At 38.7% G+C, this 24,375-nt stretch carries 14 protein-coding genes; 7 read left to right on the top strand and 7 right to left on the bottom strand.

All coding sequences use genetic code 11. The features are described from left to right. Positions 1-46: 46 nt before the first annotated feature. Positions 47-1,252 carry a type II secretion system inner membrane protein GspF gene (gene gspF, locus ACY45D_RS01915; protein WP_463108221.1) on the bottom strand — a complete coding sequence of 402 codons (1,206 nt, stop codon included), beginning with the start codon at positions 1,250-1,252 and terminating at the stop codon, positions 47-49. A 154-nt stretch (positions 1,253-1,406) separates the two neighbouring features. On the opposite strand from gspF, the gene ACY45D_RS01910 reads away from it, so the two are divergent. From ACY45D_RS01910 to ACY45D_RS01885, 6 genes are all read left to right on the top strand, one after another. After that, a complete protein-coding gene (locus tag ACY45D_RS01910) occupies positions 1,407-3,632 on the top strand; it encodes a primosomal protein N' (RefSeq protein WP_463108220.1) in 2,226 nt (741 codons plus the stop codon). Positions 3,633-3,790: 158 nt separating this feature from the next. Next, positions 3,791-5,683, top strand: a complete 1,893-nt coding sequence (locus tag ACY45D_RS01905) for a monovalent cation:proton antiporter-2 (CPA2) family protein (protein ID WP_463108219.1) — start codon at positions 3,791-3,793, stop codon at positions 5,681-5,683. A gap of 95 nt (positions 5,684-5,778) precedes the next feature. Then, positions 5,779-6,654, top strand: coding sequence for an Hsp33 family molecular chaperone HslO (gene hslO / locus ACY45D_RS01900; RefSeq protein WP_463108218.1), 876 nt, complete (start codon positions 5,779-5,781; stop codon positions 6,652-6,654). A gap of 252 nt (positions 6,655-6,906) precedes the next feature. Continuing rightward, the gene (locus tag ACY45D_RS01895; RefSeq protein ID WP_463108217.1) at positions 6,907-7,869 is read left to right on the top strand and encodes a DnaJ C-terminal domain-containing protein; all 963 of its coding nucleotides are present in this window, start codon (positions 6,907-6,909) and stop codon (positions 7,867-7,869) included. Positions 7,870-7,907: 38 nt separating this feature from the next. Next, complete coding sequence (locus tag ACY45D_RS01890) at positions 7,908-8,246, top strand: chaperone modulator CbpM (protein ID WP_463108216.1); 339 nt, start codon at positions 7,908-7,910, stop codon at positions 8,244-8,246. 131 nt (positions 8,247-8,377) lie between these two features. Next, positions 8,378-8,647, top strand: coding sequence for a YdcH family protein (locus ACY45D_RS01885; RefSeq protein ID WP_463108215.1), 270 nt, complete (start codon positions 8,378-8,380; stop codon positions 8,645-8,647). A 7-nt stretch (positions 8,648-8,654) separates the two neighbouring features. Here the strand turns inward: ACY45D_RS01885 and ACY45D_RS01880 are convergent, their stop codons facing one another. From ACY45D_RS01880 to rpsO, 3 genes are all read right to left on the bottom strand, one after another. After that, a complete protein-coding gene (locus tag ACY45D_RS01880) occupies positions 8,655-9,878 on the bottom strand; it encodes a magnesium transporter CorA family protein (RefSeq protein ID WP_463108214.1) in 1,224 nt (407 codons plus the stop codon). Positions 9,879-10,028: 150 nt separating this feature from the next. Further along, positions 10,029-12,116, bottom strand: coding sequence for a polyribonucleotide nucleotidyltransferase (gene pnp / locus ACY45D_RS01875; protein WP_463109399.1), 2,088 nt, complete (start codon positions 12,114-12,116; stop codon positions 10,029-10,031). A gap of 257 nt (positions 12,117-12,373) precedes the next feature. Continuing rightward, positions 12,374-12,643: a 30S ribosomal protein S15 gene (gene rpsO / locus ACY45D_RS01870; RefSeq protein ID WP_111858039.1), complete on the bottom strand. Its 270-nt coding sequence runs from the start codon at positions 12,641-12,643 to the stop codon at positions 12,374-12,376. Between the two features lie 357 nt (positions 12,644-13,000). Between rpsO and ACY45D_RS01865 the strand changes: the two genes are divergently transcribed. After that, positions 13,001-14,299, top strand: a complete 1,299-nt coding sequence (locus ACY45D_RS01865) for a serine hydrolase domain-containing protein (protein ID WP_463108213.1) — start codon at positions 13,001-13,003, stop codon at positions 14,297-14,299. Between the two features lie 602 nt (positions 14,300-14,901). Here ACY45D_RS01865 and recD read toward each other — a convergent pair. The 3 genes from recD to ACY45D_RS01850 all read right to left on the bottom strand — a co-directional run bounded on the left by recD (position 14,902) and on the right by ACY45D_RS01850 (position 24,280). Further along, positions 14,902-16,671 (bottom strand): exodeoxyribonuclease V subunit alpha, encoded by a 1,770-nt coding sequence (gene recD / locus ACY45D_RS01860; protein ID WP_463108212.1) that lies wholly within the window; start codon positions 16,669-16,671, stop codon positions 14,902-14,904. Positions 16,672-16,754: 83 nt separating this feature from the next. Then, positions 16,755-20,561 carry a UvrD-helicase domain-containing protein gene (locus ACY45D_RS01855; RefSeq protein WP_463109398.1) on the bottom strand — a complete coding sequence of 1,269 codons (3,807 nt, stop codon included), beginning with the start codon at positions 20,559-20,561 and terminating at the stop codon, positions 16,755-16,757. Continuing rightward, positions 20,561-24,280 carry an exodeoxyribonuclease V subunit gamma gene (locus tag ACY45D_RS01850; protein ID WP_463108211.1) on the bottom strand — a complete coding sequence of 1,240 codons (3,720 nt, stop codon included), beginning with the start codon at positions 24,278-24,280 and terminating at the stop codon, positions 20,561-20,563. The genes ACY45D_RS01855 and ACY45D_RS01850 overlap by 1 nt, the downstream gene beginning before the upstream one ends. Positions 24,281-24,375 lie beyond the last annotated feature (95 nt).

Here is a 24,375-nt window from a genome sequence, read left to right as displayed (position 1 = left end):
AAATCTCTCTCAAATTTCGTTATAAAAATAATAAAATATAGGTCGCTTAGATCATATTGTTCATATTGACGATTGGCAACATTACAGCGATCACAATCACCAAAACAATACCTGCCATGAAAACCAACATCAACGGTTCTAACAAAGCCAGTAAGGTTGAAATAAATGAAGATACTTCACGATCTTGCATATCCGATGCACGACTCAACATTCGGTCTAATTCACCAGAAGCTTCACCGCTCTTGATCATTTGTACCATCATCGGTGGAAAGTAACCACAACGCTCAAGTTGCGTTGCTAGATTTCCACCTTCCGTCACTCTTTCCGCAGCAATATTCACCGCATCACGAATCACCCAATTACTACTGACTGCTGCACCGATTTTCAATGCATCCACCAATGGTACACCTGACTGAGTCAAAATAGACAAGGTACTTGCAAATCGTGCTGCATTTATACCACGTGATAATTTACCAAATAATGGCAATCTGAGTGTTAAACGATCAAAGGCATAATGCCCAGCAGTCGTGCGTAGAAAACGTATTAATAGAAAAATTCCAATCACGCTAGCAACCAGCATGAATGGCCAAGCTTGACGAATGATTTCACTTGCCTTCATTAAAGCCACAGTAATCCACGGCAATGCCTGTTTGCTCTGATCAAATGTTTTGACAATATCTGGAACAACATAGGTCATCAAACCCATGACGATTGCGAAAGACATAAACATCAGAATAATCGGGTAAATCATGGCACCCTGAATTTTCTTTTGCATCGCAAAACGATTTTCTGTGTAATCCGATAATTGATCTAAAATTAAATCCAAATGTCCTGAACGCTCACCAGCTGCTACTGTTGCAATATATAAATCTGGAAAGCTTCCTGTTTGCTGCATGGCTTGTGCTAAAGAATGTCCTTCCAAAACTTTTGAGCGTGCAGAGAGTAATAAATTTTGCACATGCACTTTTTCACTTTGTTTCGCCACAGCACGTAAAGCCTCTTCTAAAGGAATCGCTGCCGCAACTAAAACCGAAAGTTGCCGTGTCATCAAAGCTAAATCATAGGCAGAGAATTTACGTTGAAATAACCCAGACGTTTTGTTTTTGTCTTTTTGCTCCACAGCATCTACAGTTACAGGAATAAGTTCTTTATCCCGTAATTGTTGGCGAATCTGGCGTGCTGAATCTCCCTCTAACACACCTTTTTGCTGTTTTCCAGAAGTGTCTATCGCAGTAAACTGATATGCTGGCATTATTATGCTCTAGTTTTCCAAAATTTTTTGATTACGCTGTTGCGTCAAACCCTAAAAATCATTCATATTTATGTTTATAAATGATGATCACACTCTAACATAAGCCGAATCTGTACACGATACAATTTCATCACTGAGCCATTGAATATTCTATATGCCGAACACAATTGATACGCCACAACACATTCACCGTATTCAGGTTGCTGTTCCTGTCTATTTGAACGACTGTTTTGACTATCAAGTCAGCGCTGAACAATATGCTCAAGCAGAAGTTGGCGCACGTGTAGCTGTCTCATTTGGCAGACAAAACCTTGTTGGCATCATTGTTAAAAAAATTGCACCTGATGAACCTATTGACTCACATTTCAAACTCAAATTCATTACCGAGCTCTTAGATGATCAAGCAATTTTAGACAGTAAAGTTTTAAGTTTATTGACATGGTCTGCACAGTATTATCAATTTCCCATTGGCGAAGTTATTCAAACAGCTTTACCAACTTTATTGCGTCAAGGCAAACCCTATAACCTGTTGGCTCGAACGTGGAAAGTCTTGGATTTAAATGCTGAAGACAAAGTAAAACGTTCTGAAAAGCAACAAGAAGCCTATAAGATTTTAAAATTGCACCCTCAAGGAACGCATGAAAATATTCTGAATTTGAGTGGGATTGAAACAGCGACTTTAAAAGCACTTGAGAAAAAAGAAATCGTTCGTTGCGATTTAGAAGAACAGAATGTAAAACCTGAACCCGTGCAATTGGCACAAATGCCCTTAACACCAAATGAAGATCAAAAGAAAGCCATTCAAACCATTTTAAAATCGCAAAATAAATACCAAGCGTTTTTATTGGATGGTTTAACAGGCAGTGGTAAAACAGAAGTTTATTTGCAAGTGATGTATGAGGTCTTAAAACAAGGCAAACAAGTGCTAGTTTTAGTGCCTGAAATTGGTTTAACCCCACAAACGATTAGCCGTTTTCAATCACGCTTTCATTGCAATATTGCCCTACTCCATTCAGGCTTAAACGATACTAAACGCTTACAAGCTTGGCAGCATGCTCAAACAGGCAAAGCTTCTATCATTCTCGGTACACGTTCAGCAATTTATACGCCTTTACCCAATTTGGGCTTAATTATTTTAGATGAAGAACATGATCTTTCATTCAAACAACAAGAAGGTTTTCGCTACCATGCACGAGATGTCGCCATGTATCGTGCACACCTTGAAAATTGCCCGATTATTTTAGGTTCTGCGACACCGAGTATCGATAGCTATTATCTAGCACGTCAAGAAAAGCTCATGCGTATCGAATTAAATCAACGTGCAGGTTCGGCAGTCATGCCTAAAATGCATTTAATCGATTTAAAAGTCGCTAAAAAACAAAATGGGCTAAGTGATATTTTAATTGCTGAGATCAAAAAACGCTTAGAAAAAAAAGAACAAGTTTTAATTTTCTTAAATCGACGTGGCTATGCACCTGTTTTAATTTGTGAAAGTTGTGGTTGGCAAGCCAATTGTCCACATTGTGATGCGCACTTTACTTTGCATCTCAAACCTTATCAGCATTTACATTGTCATCATTGTGGCACAATTAATCGCTTACCTGATGCATGCCCTAAGTGTAATCAAACCCAATTAAAACCGATTGGCATAGGGACAGCTAAAGTTGAAGAAACATTAAATGAACTCTTTCCGAATTTTCCTGTGTTACGAGTTGATCGTGACTCGACCAGTCGTGTTGGAAGTTGGCAACGGCTTTATGATCAAATCCAAAAGAGTGAACCCACCATTTTATTGGGGACGCAAATGCTCGCCAAAGGACATCATTTTCCTTATGTAACCTTGGTGGCTATTTTAGATATTGATGCAGGTTTATTGAGTGTTGATTTCCGTGCAACAGAGCGCACAGCACAGTTAATCATTCAAGTTGCAGGACGTGCGGGGCGTGGTGAAAAGAAAGGCGAAGTCTATTTGCAAACTTTGCGTCCAGATCATCCCCTCTTAAATACATTGATTGAAAAAGATTATCGTGCATTTGCCAAACAAACCTTAAAAGACCGTCAAGCTGCGTTATTACCCCCATGTCGTTATGCTATTTTGATTCGTTGTGAGTCTAAAAATCAGGATGAAAATCTAAAATTCCTCACCGAAATGACACAATTACTTAGACAAAATTCTGAGGAAAATTTAATTGATATTTGGGGGCCAATTCCCGCGCCAATGGAGCGTAAAGCAGGTCGTTACCAAGCGCATGTTGTATTGTTATCACAAGATCGTGCAAAAATGCATTTCTATATTCGTCAATGGTGGCAAAACCTTTTGCATCAAAAACCATCGAATATGAAAGTGACCATTGATGTCGATCCACAAGAACTGAGTTAGTAACTTAGTATTGTTTTTGCATCAGAATGGTTTAGAACTCATTTTCAAAGAGAGTAATCACAACTGGATTTAGAAGAAAATGACCACATAAATAGCTCAAAATCGCTCACAAAACCAAGTTACAATTTCGATAGAAGAGAAAGACAAAAGGCGCATGGATGTCACTGTTATTACAAATCACCATTTTCCTCGGTGCAGCTCTATTACTGGTTCCTCTAGGTAAAAAACTCGGGATCGCCACAGTACTCGGTTATTTATTTACAGGGATTCTTCTTGGCCCTAGCGTATTTAATATTGCCAATGATCCTGAAGAGATCATGCATCTTGCCGAATTTGGCGTCATTCTACTGATGTTCTTGATTGGTTTAGAGCTTCGTCCTCAACGACTTTGGGAAATGCGTCAATCCATTTTTGTGATGGGAACTTTACAAGTCGTGGCAACAGGCTTGGTTCTAATGGGAACAGCGTATCTGCTTCTGCAACAGTCTCTCTCTGCAAGCTTCGTGATTGGATTTGCCCTCGCCCTTTCTTCAACTGCTTTTGTTTTACAATTACTCGCTGAGAAACAACAACTCAATACCACGCATGGGCAACAGTCTTTTTCAATTTTACTTTTTCAAGATATTGCAGCGATTCCATTACTTGCAGTCATTCCGCTATTGGCAGGTGGTGAGTCCACCCACCACGGCATTGCGTACTTTGCTGCAATCATTGCAACATTCACAGGCTTATTCTTATTCAGCCGTTATGTAATGCGACCTTTTTTCCGCTTTGTCGCAAAAAGTGGTGCAACTGAGCTGATTACAGCGGTTGGGCTTTTTATCGTTCTCGGTGTTGTTTTATTGATGGATTTTATTGGAATCAGCACCACACTTGGCGCATTCCTCACTGGAGTTCTATTAGCAGATTCAGAGTTCCGCCATGAATTAGAAGCCAGTATTGCGCCATTTAAAGGCTTATTACTCGGCCTATTTTTTATGACCGTGGGCATGACCACACAATTGTCTTTAATTGTTGATATGCCGTTATTGATTATCGGTGGAGCACTTACTTTGATCTTGATCAAAGCACTAGTGATGTTAATCATCGCGCGCCTTAAAAATATGAGTTGGTCAAATAGTTTTATGGTTGCTGTGTGTTTGGCTCAAGGTGGTGAATTTGCATTTGTGGTACTCAATGTGGCTAAAAGTGAAAAAGTCCTTTCTCAAGCCATCATAGAACCGATGACTTTAGTCGTCACACTTTCTATGGTGATGACACCGATCTTCTTCTGGTTAGTGAATAATAAAATTGTTCCCTTGCTAAATAAAGGCATTCAACCTGAATATGATGATATTCCCAATCAACATCCAGCCTTAATCATTGCAGGTTTTGGTCGCGTTGGACAAATTGTTGCGCGTTTAGCACGTGTGCAACATTTTAAATTCACAGCGATTGATAATAATTTACAAAGAATCGATTTTGTTCGCCGTTATGGTGGAACATTATATTATGGCGATGTGACTTTGCCTGATCTATTGCGTTCGGCAGGTATTGAACATGCTAAAGTTTTTGTTTTAGCCATTGATGATGTTGAAGACTCCATGAATGTGGCACGGCATATTCGTTTGAATTATCCAAATCTGACATTATTAGCCCGTGCTCGTGATCGTCACCATACGCATTTATTACGTGATTTAGGTGTGAAACATATTTGGCGTGAAACCTATCTGACTTCTTTAGGGATGGGATATCGCATGCTATGTGAATTAGGTCTTTCTAAAGAAAAAGCCTACGACAGTATTGAAATATTTCGAAACTACGATGAGCAATTATTAGCCCGACAGCAGCATATTTATGCAGATGAACAAAAAGTGTTTGAAAGCTATAAGAATTTCTTGTCAGAACTTGAACACTTATTTGAAAGTGACAGCCAAGCATCGACTCAAGACCCAAGCAAATTTAAAGATGATCCAAATCAAGATGAATCTGGGCTTGAACGTATCCAAGTGTCACATAGCAATCAGGATCGAATCAATGTCACACGAGATAACGACAATTCACCCTTATAAAAAATCAGCTTTTTTCCTATAAAATGATTTTTAAATAAGATGAAACTTGTGATTTAAAATATCGTCACCATCTAAGCAGGGATTTGGAGAATTTTATGTCTGATTTACGTCAACGTTTTTATATTGAAGATAGTCCTGTGCGTGGTGAAGTTGTGCATTTGGAACAAGCACTACAAACGATTTTGGCACAACGAAGCTATGCACCTGCTGTGCAAATCCTTTTAGGTGAAATGCTCAGTGCGACTGCATTATTAGCCAGTACATTAAAAATTAAGGGACGTATCAGCTTACAAATTCAGGCTGAAGGTACATTTAAATGGGCAATGGCTGAATGTAACCACTTAGGTGATGTTCGCGCTTTAGCAGACTACGAAGAAGACCCTCGTTTTATGCAAGGTGAAGACAGTCGAACGGTCTTATCCTCTTTGATAAAGCCGATTTTATTTATCAATATCGAACCTGAGTTTGGTGAACGCTATCAAGGGATTGTTGCTTTAGATCAACCGACTTTGGCTGGTTGCTTGATGCAATATTATGATTTATCTGCACAAATCCCAACACGCATTGTTTTAGCAAGTTCTGCACAGCGTTCAGGTGGCTTACTGATTCAATTATTACCACGTAATAATGAAGAAGAACAACAACGTGTAGATGAAGACTTGTGGCCTCGTTTAACCATGCTCACAGAAACACTGAAAACTGAAGAATTGACAGATTTAAGTGCGCAAGAAATTCTATATCGTTTATATAACGAAGAAGAAGTTCGTTTACCTGAAGTTGAGCAGTTGCAGTTTAATTGCACATGTTCACGTGATAAGTGCAAAAATGCTTTAATTCAAATTGGCCTAGATGCTGTTAAAGAAACACTAGAGATCCAAAATCCAATCGAAATGGATTGCCAATTCTGTAATAAGAAATATCAATTTACAGCAAAAGAAGCATTGGATCTTTTTGGTGAGCATTTAAGCTAATGAATCCATACCTTAGCTCTGAAATAAGCGAAACTTGAAGCCGCTTATTTCAGGCTAAGTGTTCAAAATATTGCTGCTATTTTTCTATATATTTTCTGTACAAAAGACAGGACAAATCTCTAGGCTCAGGTCTTTCATCTATTTTCTCTGAATAGATAACTTTTGAAACAATAAGCACACTAAGTCCCTCTTCCATCTGCCCTAAAAAAAGCATAAAAATAGAATAAAGCTAAACAAATAATGACTTTAAATATGGCAAAAAACTTCTATGAAGAATTAGGTGTCGCTAAAACAGCAACGTCTGACGAAATTAAAAAGGCTTATCGCAAATTAGCAAGAAGATATCACCCTGATGTGAGTAAAGAAGCCAATGCTGAAGAAAAAATGCAAGCCATCAATGTGGCTTATGACACGCTCAGCAATGAAGAAAAGAAAAAACAATATGACTTTGAACTAGAACACCCGCAAGGTTTTGCCGGATTTGGGCAAGGCCAAGGTGCAGGTGGTTTTGGTGATGGACAGTATTATCATCAAAGTAATCAAGGGAATGCACAAGACTTTAGTAGCTTTGAAGATTTATTTGGTCGCTTTGGTGGCGGTTTTGGTGGCGGTCAACAACATGATTTTGGTCAACGCAGTTCTAGACAGCAAAGAAGCTATAAAGGTGAAGATCAACACGCCAGTATAGAAGTCCCGATTAATGTTGCATATGAGGGTGCGACACAAAGTATTACCCTGCAAATCCCAACCTATAACGCCTATGGTGAACCTGAGGTTCAACGCAAAACCTTACAAGTTAAAATTCCAAAAGGAATGAAAGAAGGACAACAAATTCGCCTTTCTAAACAAGGTCAAACAGGGGTTAATGGTGGAGAAAATGGTGATTTATACATCGAAATTCAATACCAAGATACAGACCGTATCCGTGTTGAAGGTGCAGATGTGTATTACACGGTTGATGTCACCCCTTGGGAGGCGGCTTTAGGACAAAGTATTGAAGTTGATACACCTGCAGGAAAAATCAAAGTCACTGTGCCTAAAAATGCCAAAAATAATCAGCAGTTACGTTTAAAAGACAAAGGGATTCCCAATAAAACACCGGGACATCTATATTTAGTGATTAATATTGTGTATCCGAAAGCTGAAACAGAAACACAGCAAAAAGCCTATCAAGACTTTGCGGATGCTTTTTCTCATTTTAACCCTCGTTCATAAACCTGTATGCAAATTAACACTGCCAAAGGAGAGCAATCATGACAACTATTCAATATCGTGAGATTGTTTATGACGGTTATCAGGATGCAGAAATCGTTGACGAAAACTTAAATTTAGATCTGAAACACTTTGCTCAAGCCTGTGGTCAAAGCCCTGAGTGGATTTTACAACTGTTGGAATACGAGATATTACCTGCCCGTCCTGAAGAAAGAATCCATCAATTTTTTGGTGAAGATATTTCACGTGCTCGTCGTGCCTACCGTCTACAACGCGATTTTGAAGCCAGTCTTTCCGCCGTTGCAATGATGATGGATTTAATTGACGAAGTTCAACAATTACGCAAACAAGTCAAACATTTTCACTTTGAATCACGCTAATTCATTTCAAAATGTTAATAGCTAGTGACAGGTTAATATTTAACCTGTCATGATCTGTGGCCTATTCTTGATGTTTTGCGAAGTTGTTTTGTTAATCGATTAAAATCTTTTACAAGAGGTGACGTGCTACTATGAATTCCAAGGTGATGAATAAAAAACTTAAACACATGTTTCCTGAACACAGACAGCTGATGTGTACATTAAAACAAGAAGACCCACATTTTGCTAAACTTTTGACAGATCACGATGAATTGGATCGTGAAATTAGTCAGCTTGAACTGGATCCCCTCAATCATATTCATACAGACATTGAGTTACTCAAACGTAAAAAATTAAAATTAAAAGATCAACTTTATCTTATTCTACAAAAGACAGCTCAAATGAATCCTGAAACAGAATAACTGTAAATTATTTCAGTTTTGTGATTTTTTCGACTTCTTTCATGGTTTGCTTAATCGGCTCATAGTCTAAGAACCAAAGCAAATCCACACGTTGATTTTTGTGTTGTTGAGCTAACATATCAATAACACTTCTTTCCCCTCGACCAACCAAATGTCTCCGATAAAAATAAACGATGAGGATCGCAGTACACATCAGCATCACCATTAACATCATCCAAAAGCCAATTGGATTTTTGAGCCCTGGAATAAATTCAAAATTCATCCCATAAACACCCGTTAACAAGGTTAATGGTGCAAATACAGCCGTAATAATCGCAAGTATTCGCATATTCTCATTGGTTTGATTGGCGATTGCAGAGAAATGTAGATCAATTGCGGATTGTATTGCATTACTCAAACGCACTGTATATTTTTGAATACGCTCCACATGGCTCACAAGATCATCCACACGAACCAGCATAATATCTTGTTTTTCTGCCTTTTTCTTACCTTTCAAATGAGAGTAATTTTCTACAATTTCATCTCTCAACTCTTGTAGTGCATCAATCTGTTCTTCACATAAATTTTCAATTTGCTGAAAGCCCAAATTTTCTTGAAAAAGCTGATGCCATTTGGCAAATCGGCGGTTGCCTTGCAATAATTCTTGCTGCCAAAATTCAACACGTTTTGATAGTGGGCCTCGCAGATCCAAATAACCATCAATCATGATATTTAAAAGTCGCAACGCTAAATCGAGTGGTGTAATTGGTAATTTACGTGGCTTATTTTGCTCATCTAAACTTTTATTGGTGATATTGAGAATACGTGACAGATAGCTCTCAAATGTATGATTGCCTTTTTCATGGATGGTAATTAAAACTTGTGAGGTAATAATAAAACTAATCGGTGAAGTCGCTAGTCCATAGACACTTTCATACTTATCCGTTGCGATTTCGCCTTTATCAATTTGATCATCAGGTGTAATCAACTTACGGAAAATGAGTAAATCATATTCTTCCATCGCGTCAAATGCGCAAGGATGGTCTATATTTAAAATATCTCGAATATGATATTCATTTAAATGAATACCCGTGACATCTAAAATTTCTTTTTGCCACTGTTCTGCACGATTGACCACGTCTTCACGGGTACAATCAATCCACATAAATTGCTGTTCCGCTTGTGCATTATTTTCTCGCTGCACGCAGGTATGGTGTTCATCTTGATGTTGAAAAAAATAAAATGTTTGCATAAATCGCAATTATAGTTGGTGTTTACTTGTTAACATCATGCCATAAAAAAAGCCCTGAGCAAGCCAAAGTTATGACTTTGACAATGCACAAGGCGGGCTTTTTTAATCAATCTTATTCACATGAGTGACCCCATGTGAATATTTCAGAAATTATGCTTGGTCTACATCTTTCATGGTTAATTTAATACGGCCACGGTTGTCTACATCTGCAACTTGTACTTTAACATCTTGACCTTCAGCCAATACGTCAGACACGTTTGCAACACGCTCATTAGAAATTTGAGAGATATGAAGTAAACCATCTGTACCTGGCATAATGTTTACAAACGCACCGAATTCAACGATACGAATCACTTTACCTACATAGATTTTGCCTGGTTCAACTTCAGCAGTTAATGCTTGGATTTTAGCAATTGCAGCTTGAGCAGCCGCTTTAGTTTCACCAAATACACGAACTGTACCATTGTCTTCGATATCAATCGCAGCTTTGGTTTCTTCAGTGATTGCACGAATCGTCGCACCACCTTTACCAATCACATCACGGATCTTATCAGGGTTGATATTGATCACTTGGAATGTCGGTGCATGCATTGAAATTTCAGGGCGAGCACGTGAAATCACTTGGTTCATTTCGTTCAAGATATGCATACGACCTGCATAAGCTTGATTCAATGCAACTTCCATAATTTCTTCAGTGATACCTTCAATCTTGATATCCATTTGAAGTGCAGTAATACCGTTTGCAGAACCCGCTACTTTAAAGTCCATATCACCAAGATGATCTTCATCACCTAAGATGTCAGAAAGAACAGCGAAACGCTCACCTTCTTTTACTAGACCCATTGCAATACCTGCAACTGGTGCTTTAAGTGGAACACCTGCATCCATAAGCGATAATGACGCACCACATACAGAAGCCATTGAAGATGAACCGTTAGATTCAGTAATGTCAGATACAATACGGATCACGTATGGGAAGCGGTCAGCAGCAGGAAGAACGGCTTGAACACCACGACGCGCTAAACGACCGTGACCAATTTCACGACGCTTAGGACCAGATTCACGACCCGTTTCACCTACTGAATATGCAGGGAAATTATAGTGAAGCATGAAGTTGTCAGTTTTTGTGCCTGAAAGTGTATCGACCATCAATGCATCACGTGTATTACCCAAAGTTGTTGTTACCAACGCCTGAGTTTCACCACGTGTAAACAATGAAGAACCGTGTGCACGATCTAACACACCCACTTGTACGTCGATAGCACGAACAGTTTTCGTGTCACGACCATCAATACGTGGCTTACCAGACAAGATATTGTCACGTACAGTACGATATTTGAGATCTTCAAAAAGTTCGTTTACTTCGTCAGCAATACCTGTTTCATCATTTTCAGGAACAAACTGTGCAACTGCTTCTGCATAAAGAGCATCAAGCGCTGCATAACGATCTTGCTTTACAGCAATCGTATACGCTTCAGAAATTTTTGCTTCAAAAGCATCTTTCAATTGAGCTAAAAGTGCTTCGTTTTTGCTTGGAGCAACCCAAGTAGATTCAACTGCACCAGCAGCTGCTGCAAATTCTTTAATCGCTTGAATCGCGATTTGCATTTCGTCATGACCGAAAAGTACAGCACCTAACATTTGGTCTTCTGAAAGTTCTTTCGCTTCAGATTCAACCATTAATACAGCAGATTCTGTACCTGCAACAACAAGGTCAAGATCACTTTCTTTCAACTGTTCGTTGTTCGGGTTTAGAACATATTCACCGTTGATTAAACCAACACGTGCGCCACCAATTGGACCACGGAAAGGTATACCAGCAATCGACAATGCAGCAGATGTACCTAACATTGCTGCAATATCAGCTTCCATCGTTTTATCCGAAGAAACAACTGTTGCTGTGACTTGGATTTCGTTGAAGTAACCTTCTGGGAACAATGGACGAATTGGGCGGTCAATTAAACGTGAAATCAAAGTTTCAGCTTCTGACGCACGGCCTTCACGCTTGCCATAACCACCTGGGATACGACCTGCAGCATATTGTTTTTCTTGATAGTTCACTGTTAATGGGAAGAAGTCTTGACCCGCTTTTGCTTTAGGCTGTGCAACGACTGCAACTAAAACAGTTACGCCACCCATAGTCACTAAAACTGTATTTGCTTGACGTGCAACACGACCCGTTTCTAGTACAACTTGATGTTGACCATACTGAAATTCTTTACGAATAACATTAAACATTGACATGTATTTTTATTTCCTAGTTCTTTTGAACAGTTATTCTAGTGGAGACCCCTAAGGTTTGACATTCATTTTAACGACATAAATGACAAAGCTTAGAAGCCGACTTCACTAGAGAATAAACACTAATTTTAAACACAAAGAAGGAGCGAAACATTCGCCCCTTCCAAAGATCTAGTCAAAAGCTAGATCGACTTTAGTTTTCATCAATACAGCATTCAGCATGCAATAATCCGAAAATAAAAGTTTAAATCGAATTAACGACGTAAACCTAAAGCAGCAATCAAATCGCTATAACGAGTAGCATCTTTACCTTTAAGGTAGTCAAGAAGCTTACGACGTTGGTTAACCATACGAATCAAACCACGACGGCTATGATGATCGTGTTTATGTTCTTTAAAGTGACCTTGTAAATCATTGATTTGACCAGTCAATAAAGCAACTTGTACTTCTGGTGAACCTGTGTCATTTTCAGCACGAGCGAATTTTGCAATGATCTCTGCGCGATCTGCGTTTGTTAAAGCCATTCGATTTCTCCGAGATGCTTATAAATATATGATAAAAATCAATTTAATGTAATTCATTAAATTTGATTGCCGTGCATCACTACAGCAGTGGTCTATTTTAAAGGAACTACCTTAAGATTGCAAAATTATCGTGGTGATATTTGTCGCTTATCTTAAATACTTGCCATGATTATTTGCATTACTCTTTTGCTTAAAGTGGTTAGAAAATAAGAAAACTCAAAGTAATTGAATGATTTGCCCAAGGTCATCTAAAATTCATACTTGCAAATTTATGACTAAGCTTGGGCAGTTAGGACACTGACAATAAAATTTTCTAAAGGCAGACTGGCATCTATAAAAAAAACGATGGAATACAACGTGAAAATATTTTCAACCAATACCTGTTATGTGCCTAGGGATTTAAGCACAATTATACAGTCCAAAAATGAAGTTGATGCTGAACTTGGGGGGATGACTCATCCACAAGTGCAAAAAATTTGGCACAGTATTGAATCTTTATACAAAACTGGAAATCACCCGCTGATTAGTGTTTGTATCAGACGTAAAGGTCAAATGGTCTTGAATCGCAGTATAGGTTATGCACAAGGTAATAGTGCCAATGGGCTTGCTAAAAATGCCATTGTTGCTACTCCTGACTCTCCTGTTTGTTTATTTTCAGCCTCTAAAATCGTCACAGCCATGCTGATTCATATGTTAGATGAAACCGGTGAAATCAACTTGCTTGATCCGATTAGTCATTACATCCCTGAATATGCACAAAATGGTAAAAACCGTGCGACGATTTTTCATTTATTGTCGCATCGTGGTGGAATTCCTCGTATTGAAATGGAAGTCACGCCTGAATTATTGTTTGATCGTGAACAGATTTTACGCCATCTCTTTGCTGCAAAACCGCTATTACCTGCTGGCACACACCTTGCCTACCATGCCGTGACTGCAGGCTATGTCTTAGGGGAACTCATTGAACGTGTTACGGGTCAAAATATTCGCCAGTTCCTACATGAACGCATTGAAAAACCAATGGGGATGGACTATTTCAATTACGGCTTAAAGCCAGAGTTTCGTGATCAAGTTGCACAAAGTACAGCAACTGGTATTCATCCAAAATTAGGCACTGACTATTATTTAGATCATGTTTTGGGTGGTGGGCTAGAGCTTGCAGTTGATGTGACCAATGACCATCGTTTTATGGATACCATTTGCCCAGCAGGTAATATTTATACCAGTGCTGAACAGGCCAATCGTTTCTTTGAAATGTTGCTCAATGGTGGCGAGTACAATGGCAAACGGATTATGAGCCCGCAAACTGTTTTCCGAGCAACTTTACCGACCTCACCCACCAGTATCGATCGTACCCTTTTAGCACCAATGCGCTATGCCCTAGGCCCAATGTTGGGCAATAATCCTGTTGGGATTTTTGGTCCACACACGGGACAAGCTTTTGGTCATTTAGGTTTTTCTAATATCCTGTGCTGGGCAGATCCTGAACGTGATATTAGTGTCAGTATTTTAAATACTGGGAAATCCGTTGTCGGTACGCATTTGAAAGCTTTAGCCAATGTGCTGTTACAGATTTCCACCCAATGTCCAAAAATTCCAAAAGAACAGCGTCGTGCTTTGTTTAGTACAGACCGTACCACAATGGATTTGGTCTAGTTTCAATTCGGCAAAACTGAATTTAAATCAAAGTCTCTTTTAAGATGACTTTATTAAGATTAAGAAATTAAGACAGTGAAATCAGTTTAATGAAAAAGCCCTAAGACGAGTCTTAGGGCTTTTCGTTTTACGCTGTAGTTTCTTATTTTGCTTGTTGTTTAATTTATTGTTTTTATTTTCGTGTTTACTCACGTTTTATTAATACGGTCCATGTTCTTAATCTTTTGCATTTCCTTATGCTTTGTATTATGACAGATCTTTTTTCCAACAAAAGTCGTGTTTACCACAATTCGATGTAAGAAATATCCCACATTGAGTAAACATGGAAAGTTTATTTATAAAGAACATTTAAATAAAAATTTTGATTATAAAAAAGCCCTGTAGTCTCTCCCAAAACTACAAGGCTTAGCGGCTGTAAGTTTCCTCTTATCACTTACTTCATGTAAGTTCGCAGTCTCTCGACTTTAACTCGTTATTATTATGCGATTTTACTCAACGATCCTTGCTGAGCTCTTTATGGGGTTCATCATCTCAGAAAGCCATATGAAGCTCTATGCGCTAATATCTCGAATTCATGTAAGCAATTTCGTACATGATGTAAATTAATTACATTTCATTAACAATGAGTTATTTTTATTAATTTTATTAACCAATCCACTCATTCTCAGCGTTCCAATACGCAATGATTGCCTAAAAGCATTTTTATCAACCAGTAAACTTACAACAGATTTCGCACGGGTTATTGCTGTATAAATCAGCTCTTGGCTTAAAAGTTTCGTCGCGGCTTGATCTAAAACCACAGCGGTATGGGTAAATTCTGAACCTTGTGATTTATGAATCGTCAAAACAAAAGCGGTTTGAATGACTTTTGGAAGCCGCGTTGCGGAAATCCATTTATTTAAGCTTGGAAAAAATACTTCAAATTGTTCTGGTTGCTGACGATGTTTAAAGCAAATGCCAATATCACCATTGGAAAGCCCCAGTTGATAATCGTTATAGGTCATCATCACAGGTCGTCCTACATACCAGTCACCTTGTCGGTATAAACTTGGAATCGCTTCAAATAAAGCTTTTTCCATCTCTAAATTCAAAAGATTCAGTCCGAACATACCGTGTCGCACGGCGGTCAGTATTCGATATTGGTCAAATGTTTGCGTGACAACATCTATATAATCATTTGAATTTTCAGCATTTAAATATTGTTTAATACTTTGAAAATAACTTTGGAATCCCCAACTGAGTTTTTGATAATACGAAGCTAAATCAGCCTGTAAAATCTCTTCAGGTAAATATTCCAGTTGAATCATATCTTGCATGTCTTTTTGCAAAACAATCGGTTTTAATACTGAAGCCTGTACCACTTGATCTTCAAAGTCATTTAATAAAGTGCTTTGCTCTAAATCGACTTGTTTTTGCGACTGAATAAATTGTGCCATTTTCCCAATCAAAGCATCACCTTTAAAGCGCTGACTGGTCAGCAAATGGCTTCTATTGTCTTGTAGTGCGGGAACTTGTTGTAAATCTGCCAAAACTGAACCGACATCCACTGAAGCGAGCTGATTGGCATCACCCAATAAAATTAGTCTGCAATGATCTGGAACAGCCTCGAATAATAAAGTCGCCAGATTGAGATCCAGCATCGATGCTTCATCAATCACGATCACATCATAAGGTAAAGGTTGTCTTTGATTAAAACGCGGAAGCTGTTGATTGCCTAAGCCCAATAAACGATGAATTGTAATCGGATTGAATTGCTCTAAACGTAATCTAAACTTTTGTAATTTAGGATCTAACAACGACTTTTGTAAGGCTTCGCCCATACGTTGTGCAGCTTTACCCGTCGGTGCTGCCATAGCAATACGAATATTGGGAATCGCACGATGTAATACTGCAATGATTCGTGCCAAAGTGTATGTTTTACCTGTCCCTGGCCCACCAGTAATGATATTAAAAGCATGATTTGCAACACGATTTAATGCTGATTTTTGATGTATATCTGTCAAAAGATCATCAAACGGTGCAACATCAATAGGGTCTATCTGCTGTTGCTGCAAACGAAGAACTTGCGTGGCTAAGCGTTGCTCTAATTTCCAATAACGATACAAATAAAGATATTGCGCATCATAAACAAAAGGCGCAACCTGATTTTGTGCAGCCTGTTCCGATAAAGCTAAATGTCCTAAGCATTGTAAATTCTGATCGTGCCGAACAATACAGCTATCACCTTGCAAATTTGCTTCTAGCACTTCTTCAATCAGTAACTTTGCTTGATCGATTTGCTGTTGATCTGTGGAAAACTGCTGTAACAGATACTGACTCCACGCCGCGATCCATTGCGGTGTTTGAGTGTCCAAATCTTGTTTATTTTCCACACAGTTATCCTCAGAGTTATCTACAAGGTTTTAAACATGGTTATCCACATGGTAACCTTATGTTAATAAAAAGATAAAATCATTTATCCCATGTTTTGCATATAGGTTTTAAGCATTTTATCCTCAGCAAAATATCCCAAAATTGCATCCAGTCGGAGAATAAACTCCGAACTTGGTCGCCAAAAGTGATAGCCTTGCTCAGCTTGCCCATTCATACCACGTAAATAAAGATAGGTTGCACCACCTAAATCACGCTCGATTTGATAATTTTCAAGTTGTACAGTCAAATAACGATGCAAAGCCACCAAATACAGCGATGCTTGTAACCAATAACTGGCATGTGACATGCTTTCCTGTATGGCTTGTGTCGTATAGTTCTGCTGGTCTAAACCTAAGAAATTACTTTTATAATCGGCAATGTGATATTGCTGACCATCAAAAAAAACCAAATCAATTGAACCATTTAAATAACGAGCTGCATTCGATTCTTTAAACTCAGGCATATGAATATCATATTCATCAAAGAGTTGCTGAATCCGCTTGGTTGCCAATATCCGATCAGACAATGCTAAATAGAAAGGAAATTCGGACAAATACTCATGCCTTTCAAGCTGCCCTAATTGAAAATGATTCAAAATTGCTGTGCTTAATACATCTGCTAACCAGTCCGAAATCCATTGCAATAAAGTGTCTTCAATATGTTGATTGTCTGCGGAACTTTGTTGCGGAAAAGCCAATTGATATTGTGTAATTAATTCAGCCCATAATGATGAATAATCATTTTTAAAACGGCGATGAATTTCAAGTTGCCAATATTGTCGGTCTTTAAAATCCACGTGTTCAAAGATTTCATGTAAAAAATTACCCGCCACTGTTCCTTTTGGAAAATTAGCTTTAATCCATGCGATCGGTTGTTGTGATATTTCATCTGCGATAGCTTGCGCAATAGGCTGTTGAATTTCATCTTCGGCACTTTCTACAACTTGTTCAGAAACAGCCAAAGCATCTTGAATTTGTTGTCGTGTTAAATGCTGTGCTAGCGCACTAAAACTGGTTTTACCACGTGCATAAAAACGTTGTGTCGGAAATGCTTCTGCAATAAAAGGAACATGTATTTCAGTTTTTGGCGCTTCTAATCGTATCGGTCGTTCAAGCAATAAATCCTCTTGAGCACTGTCAGGATGCTGAAATGCTGTGACAGGATAACCTCGCCAAAATGCCAAACCTGTTGTTGATTTTCCAACATTGTCCTGCATCATGGCATAAACACGATAACTGGCACGGGTCAATGCCACGTACCATAAGCGATGATGCTCGGCCAATGCACGTTCATCGTGTTGCGCAATTTCTTCTTTTTTCAGTGTATTGGTATCATTCACAGCTACCACACGTTGTACTTCAACTTTTCCAGTCACAGAATTGAGTTGTTCCATGGTCGAAAAATTCAGTGTTTTGTGCATTTCCTTAAAATCTTTGTCTGCACCCAATAAAAACACGAATTTAAATTCTAGTCCTTTGGATTGGTGAATAGTCATCAGCTGAACCCCTGCCTCATTGGACAGTTTGCGCTCCATTTCCCACTCACGTTCCATTGGCATAGTCAGCTGTTTTAAATACCAATGATAAAGATTTTGTGCCCCTTGATATTGCTCACTGTGCTGGCTTAATAATTCGGTTAAATGACGTAAATTCACCACCACACGTTCATTGTCACGACTTTGTTTTTCAACCAGTTTTGTCCACACCTGAAATTGCGTCAGTGCGTATTGCCAAGCCGTTAAAAAACCTTGATTCAACCACATCTCACGAATCTGATCGAACTGCTCTATATAATGACTTAAGCCATCTACATGTTGTTCCAACTCAATCAGTTGTGTCAATTGAAAGCCCAATAATCGACTGAGTAAAGCACGTTTTATTTTAGCCTCATCATAGGGATGCATAATCGCAGCAAGTACAGCACCCACGTCCTTGGCAATCTGACTTTCAAAAACACTTTTTTTCGAGGGGCGATTTGTACGAATCCCTAAAAACTCTAAAGCGGATTGCGCTTTATCTAAGCCATCATGGTTTTTCGACAAAATCGCAATATCATTTTCATCAAGTGCTCGATTCCCCGATTTTTCTGCAAAATATAAATTGCCTTGAATACCTTGGTTGAGTAAATCACGAATTTTCCAAGCCACTTGTTCTGCTTCTTTATTTTTATCTTCCAGTTGCAGCCATCGTAATGGTTGCGGATTGATTGCACCGTGATCAATTAAATCGGGATGCGGTCTTGAACCTGCTTGAACTGGGGTATAAGCAACTTGCTCACCAAAATCTATTTGTCTTTGAAATAACGCATCAACCACCTCAACCAACGGTTTTACTGAGCGATGGTTATAAATCAAATTGTACTCATGCCCTTCTTTACCAAAAACATCCTGATGTGCTTTTAAAAAAGTCAGCATGTCGCCACCACGAAAACCGTAAATCGCTTGTTTACGGTCCCCAACCATGATCATACAACCGTTTTTTACACGACTTGGATGACGCCAAATTTGCGCCAACATATCATCTTGATCTTGATTGGTATCTTGAAATTCATCGACCAGAATCAAAGGATAAGCAGCATGTACAAATGTCGCAAAGCGTTGCCCTTGCTCACCTTGTAGTGCTTCAGCAAGCGTTCGAATCTGTTGTGAAAATGTCGTTTCACCCTTCTGCTGTAACACTTGGGGTAAACGCTTTTTCACTTGTTGAGCAAGATAATATTTTAAAAATGTATCTGTTCCAGCCAATTGCGCTTCAAACTTTTCAATCTCTTGATAAATATTCAATAATTGTTGAATAATTTGATGCTGATAAAACGTCGTCTGTACATTTTCCGCAGCCGATTTCTTAAAAATTTGCTGTTCTCGCAGTACTTTAACCAAGGTAGCGAAGTCTGATTTAGCATCAGAAAGCGTTTGGCTTAAATAATGTTTTGCACCCGAGCGCTGCAATGTTTGGATAATCTGTGGCAGGCTTTTAGCAAAAATACGATTAAAGCGTCCATTTCTAAACTTGGTGCCATTCACCTGTTTGTAATGTTCACCATCCAATAAATAATAGTCTGCTAAAGACTGTAATTGATCTAGTGGAATGTGTTTAAGTTGTTCAACTGCACTTTGAAACTGCTCAAAATCAACAGTAGAAAATTGCGGTTCAACAAAGTTTGCCGAAGCAAAATTTAAACTTTGTTCAACGGTTGCGACATAGTAATCCACCCCATGCAATTCGCCTGCAAACATCAAACTATCAATGATTGGTTGAGGTTGTTTTTGAATCCATTCACGAAGTACATCATGGATCAATTGGTGGCTATAACTTTTCGCATCATCTGTAATTTCAGCACGTTCAATTTTGCCACTTTCAAAAGCAAATTCACGTAATAGCTTTTGGCTAAAACTGTCTAAAGTCCCAACGAATAACTCATCTAACTGATCAATCACCAATTTTAATCGCTCACATGCATAGGCAATACGTGAGGCAAAAATTTCTAATAACTTGGAAAATAATGGATCAGACTCTTGCTGCGCTTTGGCTAAAACCTCTTGTTCAGTGAATTCACGACAGGATTCAAAATAGTGATAGGTTTCTTGCAGTCGTGACCGAATACGACTTTTTAATTCAGCCGCAGCTTTACGGGTAAAGGTGGTTGCAATGACTTGTTTAGGTAAATATTTTTCTAAAAATATCCGCACCATTAAACTGGATAATGTATAAGTTTTTCCTGTTCCTGCTGAAGCTTCGATCCAATGCAAACCTGAAAATTGCATGTCGGCAATCGGCTGAATAGAGACTTTTTTTGTGGTTGGCACTGCCAATGTTTCAATAGTAGTTTGTGGAGAAATAGTGTTACTCATCATTCTTCCTCCACATATTGATGCTGATAAATCGGTTGATACAAGTCATACGCAAATTGTTCACATGCATGCTTTAACAGTGCTGTCGCATCCTGTTCTTGCAGAATAAATTGCCAATCACGATGAAATCTGGTCGCTTCATTATCTTCAACAGAGAAAGAGCTAAAACGCGCACCTTCTGCATTCCATTCTTTGAATAGATCGCCCAAATTATCAATCACCATTTGTCCCGATTCATTTTCAAACCATTCAAGTGCTTTGTTTTTTTCAGCCAGCTTGAGTAGCAATGCCGCAGGTAAAACCAAAGGCTGTGACTGCGCATAAGCATAGGCTTCAAACCATGCGAGTAAGTATGCTTTGGCCTGTTTGGAAGTGATCCCTGTACTGATCACAGTGACATCGCTAAACAAAGCGATACGTCGCAAATCTAAGGATTGAGCATCATCTAAATCTAAATAACTGAGCCACAATAAATACTCTAACCACACTTTTGTACGACGTTTGGCACGCCCACTGGATGCATCTAAACTGACCCAATCCTTGACAGCTTGCACGGGTACAGTGATGTTAATGACCAGTTGATCTTCAATGCGCCATTGACGTTGCGTGGTTCGGGTGACTTCTGCGGCATAGCTTTTTAAACGAGCATTCAAAGCCTCTTGTTCAGCCAAACTGATTTGCCAAGCACTGTGCTGCACTTTACCGATTGGCAACTGATCTTGTAGCTGATTTTGTAGTTGCTCAATACCATGAATGACCGATTGATCAGCTAGAATGTCTTTGCCTAAATCTTGCTTTTGTAAAAAGTCCCGAATCTGATAACGTGCTAAACCATCTAAAACCAAAGGTTCTATTTGTGTAGGAATATCTTCCGCACTCAAATTTTCAACCCCTAAGGTTTTTAAATATAACCGCGCAGGGAAGCTCACATCATGAATCCACTGCCCTGCATCTAAAACAGTGACCTCATCTTGAGCAACAGGATATGTCGTATTTGCCCAAGCTTCTCTATGCGATAAGTTATCAGCTTGACGGATTTGTTGTGCCACTTGGTACCATTGGTCTTGGTAACGAATATTTTCTGCTGTTTCAAAACCACTAGGATCAAAGGGTTGTAAACTATGAATGTGATATAGCGACTGAATTTGTTCAGGAATTTCAATACCATGCTTTTCAATGATCGTATTTGCTTGCTCAGATGAGCTGGATTCAGATTGACTAATAAAAGCAATATGTTGAATCAATTCTTGCAACACACTGGATGGATCACGAACTTCGCCATCACTCACATCAAAACCATTATAAAATAACCACAAGTTTTCTTGTGCTAACAGCAGAGCATCTAAAAATGCCCCTTGATCGTCTTCCAAACGTGAGCGATCACCCAATTGAGGTTTAAGAATCTCCATTAAATCAAAAGGTAAATGTGTACTTCGATTCGGAAATTTTCCACTATCTAAATTCATCATCACAATCAATTTATAAGGCAATGGACGAATCAAACCAATTTGACTAAAGGTAATCTGACCTGTTGGTAAGGCCTGATCAATTTGACCTTCTAAAATATTTTGAATTTCAGTGAGTAAATACGGTAATGGTAAATGAATATTTTTAAGAATAGAGTTTTCTTGCTCGTCATAGAAACTGGCTAGCGTCAGCATACGTTCTTGTTTTTTGACAATTTCACGAACTGTTTTTAATGCCTCAACACCGGCTTGTTCAAATTCGAGAATATCTTGCATCAACATTTTCAACCATGTTTCAGCATCAGATTTTAGACCTGATTGCAGACCTAATTCATGCGCTGTCATCCAATGGCGACGATCTGCAAAATCTTGATAGATTGTAATTAATGTACTGATCAACTCAAAATCGCTGGGTAAAACTTGCGCATAACTGAGCGTATTTTCAAACATCGCATGTTCAGGTATCGCAACACCCAAAACCAAACGATCTAAAGCAAACTTAAAACTAAAACGGTAATCTTCATCGTCTGGACTTAAACCGCGTTGCAAATGTGCATCATCCAAACCACGCTTAAACCCTGCACTGATCAATAAAGCGATCATACGTTCAGTATTTTGAATATTTAGTGCATAACGTAATTGGGTCGCATTTAAATTTAACCAATCTGCAAAATCTTCAATCGTGAAACGACCTTCCACCAATTCAATTCGCCCCAAAACAGCACGCCATGCATTAACTGCATCCAGTTGCGTCACCCCTGCAATTTTAACAGGTAGATAAACGCCCTCTTGATTGGGTACATGTGGAAATACACTACGAACCAGTGGCTCAATCTGTTTTAAATCAGGGACTAAAACCAGTACATCACTTGGGCGATGTGGATTTTCAACACTGCTTTGCGCTAACCAGTGAATCAATTGGTCTTTTAACACTTCCAGTTGCCGAAGCGAAGAATGACAAACATGGATTTGGATTGAATCGTCCTGCTTTTCTAAGCGATATGCATGTGCTTCTGGCTCAACCAAGTACAAAATATCGGACTGTAACTTGGACAATAAATGCGTCGGTTCTTCATCAACAAAAGCATCGACCCATTGCCCCTCTTCACCTGATGAAAGATTGGATAAAATGGAGAAATGGTCACGGGCTTGTTTACCAAAACGTGTTAATAGCGGATGGCGTGATTCACGAATTTCAGCATTAAAATTTAAAGTAAATTCATCAAAGAATTTTTGAATATCCGCATCGGTCGCTTTAGGATGCTTTGCAATAAAGCGCTCTTTGACTCTTAAATCATATTGCTTTTTCCAATTTGGATCGACACTGTCCGCCCAATATTCTTGCGATGGGTTGTAATGTAAAATCACCACATCTAAATATTGCCCCAAACGTCTTAAAAATTGTAATTGGCTTGGTGGTAAATCCAATAAAGTAAAAACAATCAAACGACTCGGTAATTTTTTTAATGCTTTGTGACGGCGTTCAGGGTCATCCATCACCTGCCAAAAATCAGCATCAATACTCTGCATTTCGGTGAAATCTTCATGAAAAGTATGTTGCCACAACCATCGCTGCCAACGTTCTAATTGCTGCGCCTGATTTAAAGTAAAAGCTGAAATTTGTTGATTGGTCTTAAAAAATTGTTGTTCTAAATCAAGCTCTCGCCCTTGCCCCCATTGTCCTAACCAATTGTTTTGGCATGTACACATTTCAGCATAATTCTGTTCACACCCCCGTAAACAATCGCCACGATATTGCATATAGTTATTGAACAATTTCGAGACTTGTTCAGACACCCAATACAACATGTTTTGTTTTTTCAGCTGCTTGTCTAAACCATTTTCAAGCTGTGAAGCAGAATCATAAATACGCTGGATAATTGAATGAAGCGGGTGATCTTCTGCAACCGTATTTTCATCTGTTTCAATAAAGCTTTTTAAAGTCTGGTAAATTCGCCACTTCATAATCAAACGTGGAATATTGGCTTTACGGACTTTGTCCTTATCTTCTAAAACCTGCTGATAAGCAAACCATTGAAAGCCACGAATACGTTGATGAAAAAAGCTATTGGCGCTAATCCCTTGTTGTTCTGAAATTTTTTGTGTTAGCCATTCCTGAACTGCAGGACTTGGGACAATAAAATGTTGTGTTTGGAGCACAGCAAAAGGATTCTTCGAAGGCTTGACTGTATTTTGCAATAGACCTTGCACCAATACCTCAATGCTTTGACTTTGAATCACATGAATTGCCATAATCCCTCAACTGTTAATATTCAATGATTTGTATAAGTGCACAAAAACATAAACATTCGCCACTATACATCTGGATCATACTATGGCATTTTTAG

Source organism: Acinetobacter sp. BZX-2 (assembly GCF_055179795.1).
This window is presented reverse-complemented; position numbering and strand designations above follow the sequence as displayed.

Excerpts from the sequence above, each read along its gene's own strand:
- gspF (WP_463108221.1), bottom strand. The coding sequence starts at position 1,252 with ATGCCAGCATATCAGTTTACTGCGATAGACACTTCTGGAAAACAGCAA.
- ACY45D_RS01910 (WP_463108220.1), top strand. The coding sequence starts at position 1,407 with ATGCCGAACACAATTGATACGCCACAACACATTCACCGTATTCAGGTT.
- ACY45D_RS01905 (WP_463108219.1), top strand. The coding sequence starts at position 3,791 with ATGTCACTGTTATTACAAATCACCATTTTCCTCGGTGCAGCTCTATTA.
- hslO (WP_463108218.1), top strand. The coding sequence starts at position 5,779 with ATGTCTGATTTACGTCAACGTTTTTATATTGAAGATAGTCCTGTGCGT.
- ACY45D_RS01895 (WP_463108217.1), top strand. The coding sequence starts at position 6,907 with ATGGCAAAAAACTTCTATGAAGAATTAGGTGTCGCTAAAACAGCAACG.
- ACY45D_RS01890 (WP_463108216.1), top strand. The coding sequence starts at position 7,908 with ATGACAACTATTCAATATCGTGAGATTGTTTATGACGGTTATCAGGAT.
- ACY45D_RS01885 (WP_463108215.1), top strand. The coding sequence starts at position 8,378 with ATGAATTCCAAGGTGATGAATAAAAAACTTAAACACATGTTTCCTGAA.
- ACY45D_RS01880 (WP_463108214.1), bottom strand. The coding sequence starts at position 9,878 with ATGCAAACATTTTATTTTTTTCAACATCAAGATGAACACCATACCTGC.
- pnp (WP_463109399.1), bottom strand. The coding sequence starts at position 12,116 with ATGTTTAATGTTATTCGTAAAGAATTTCAGTATGGTCAACATCAAGTT.
- rpsO (WP_111858039.1), bottom strand. The coding sequence starts at position 12,643 with ATGGCTTTAACAAACGCAGATCGCGCAGAGATCATTGCAAAATTCGCT.
- ACY45D_RS01855 (WP_463109398.1), bottom strand. The coding sequence starts at position 20,561 with ATGAGTAACACTATTTCTCCACAAACTACTATTGAAACATTGGCAGTG.
- ACY45D_RS01850 (WP_463108211.1), bottom strand. The coding sequence starts at position 24,280 with ATGGCAATTCATGTGATTCAAAGTCAAAGCATTGAGGTATTGGTGCAA.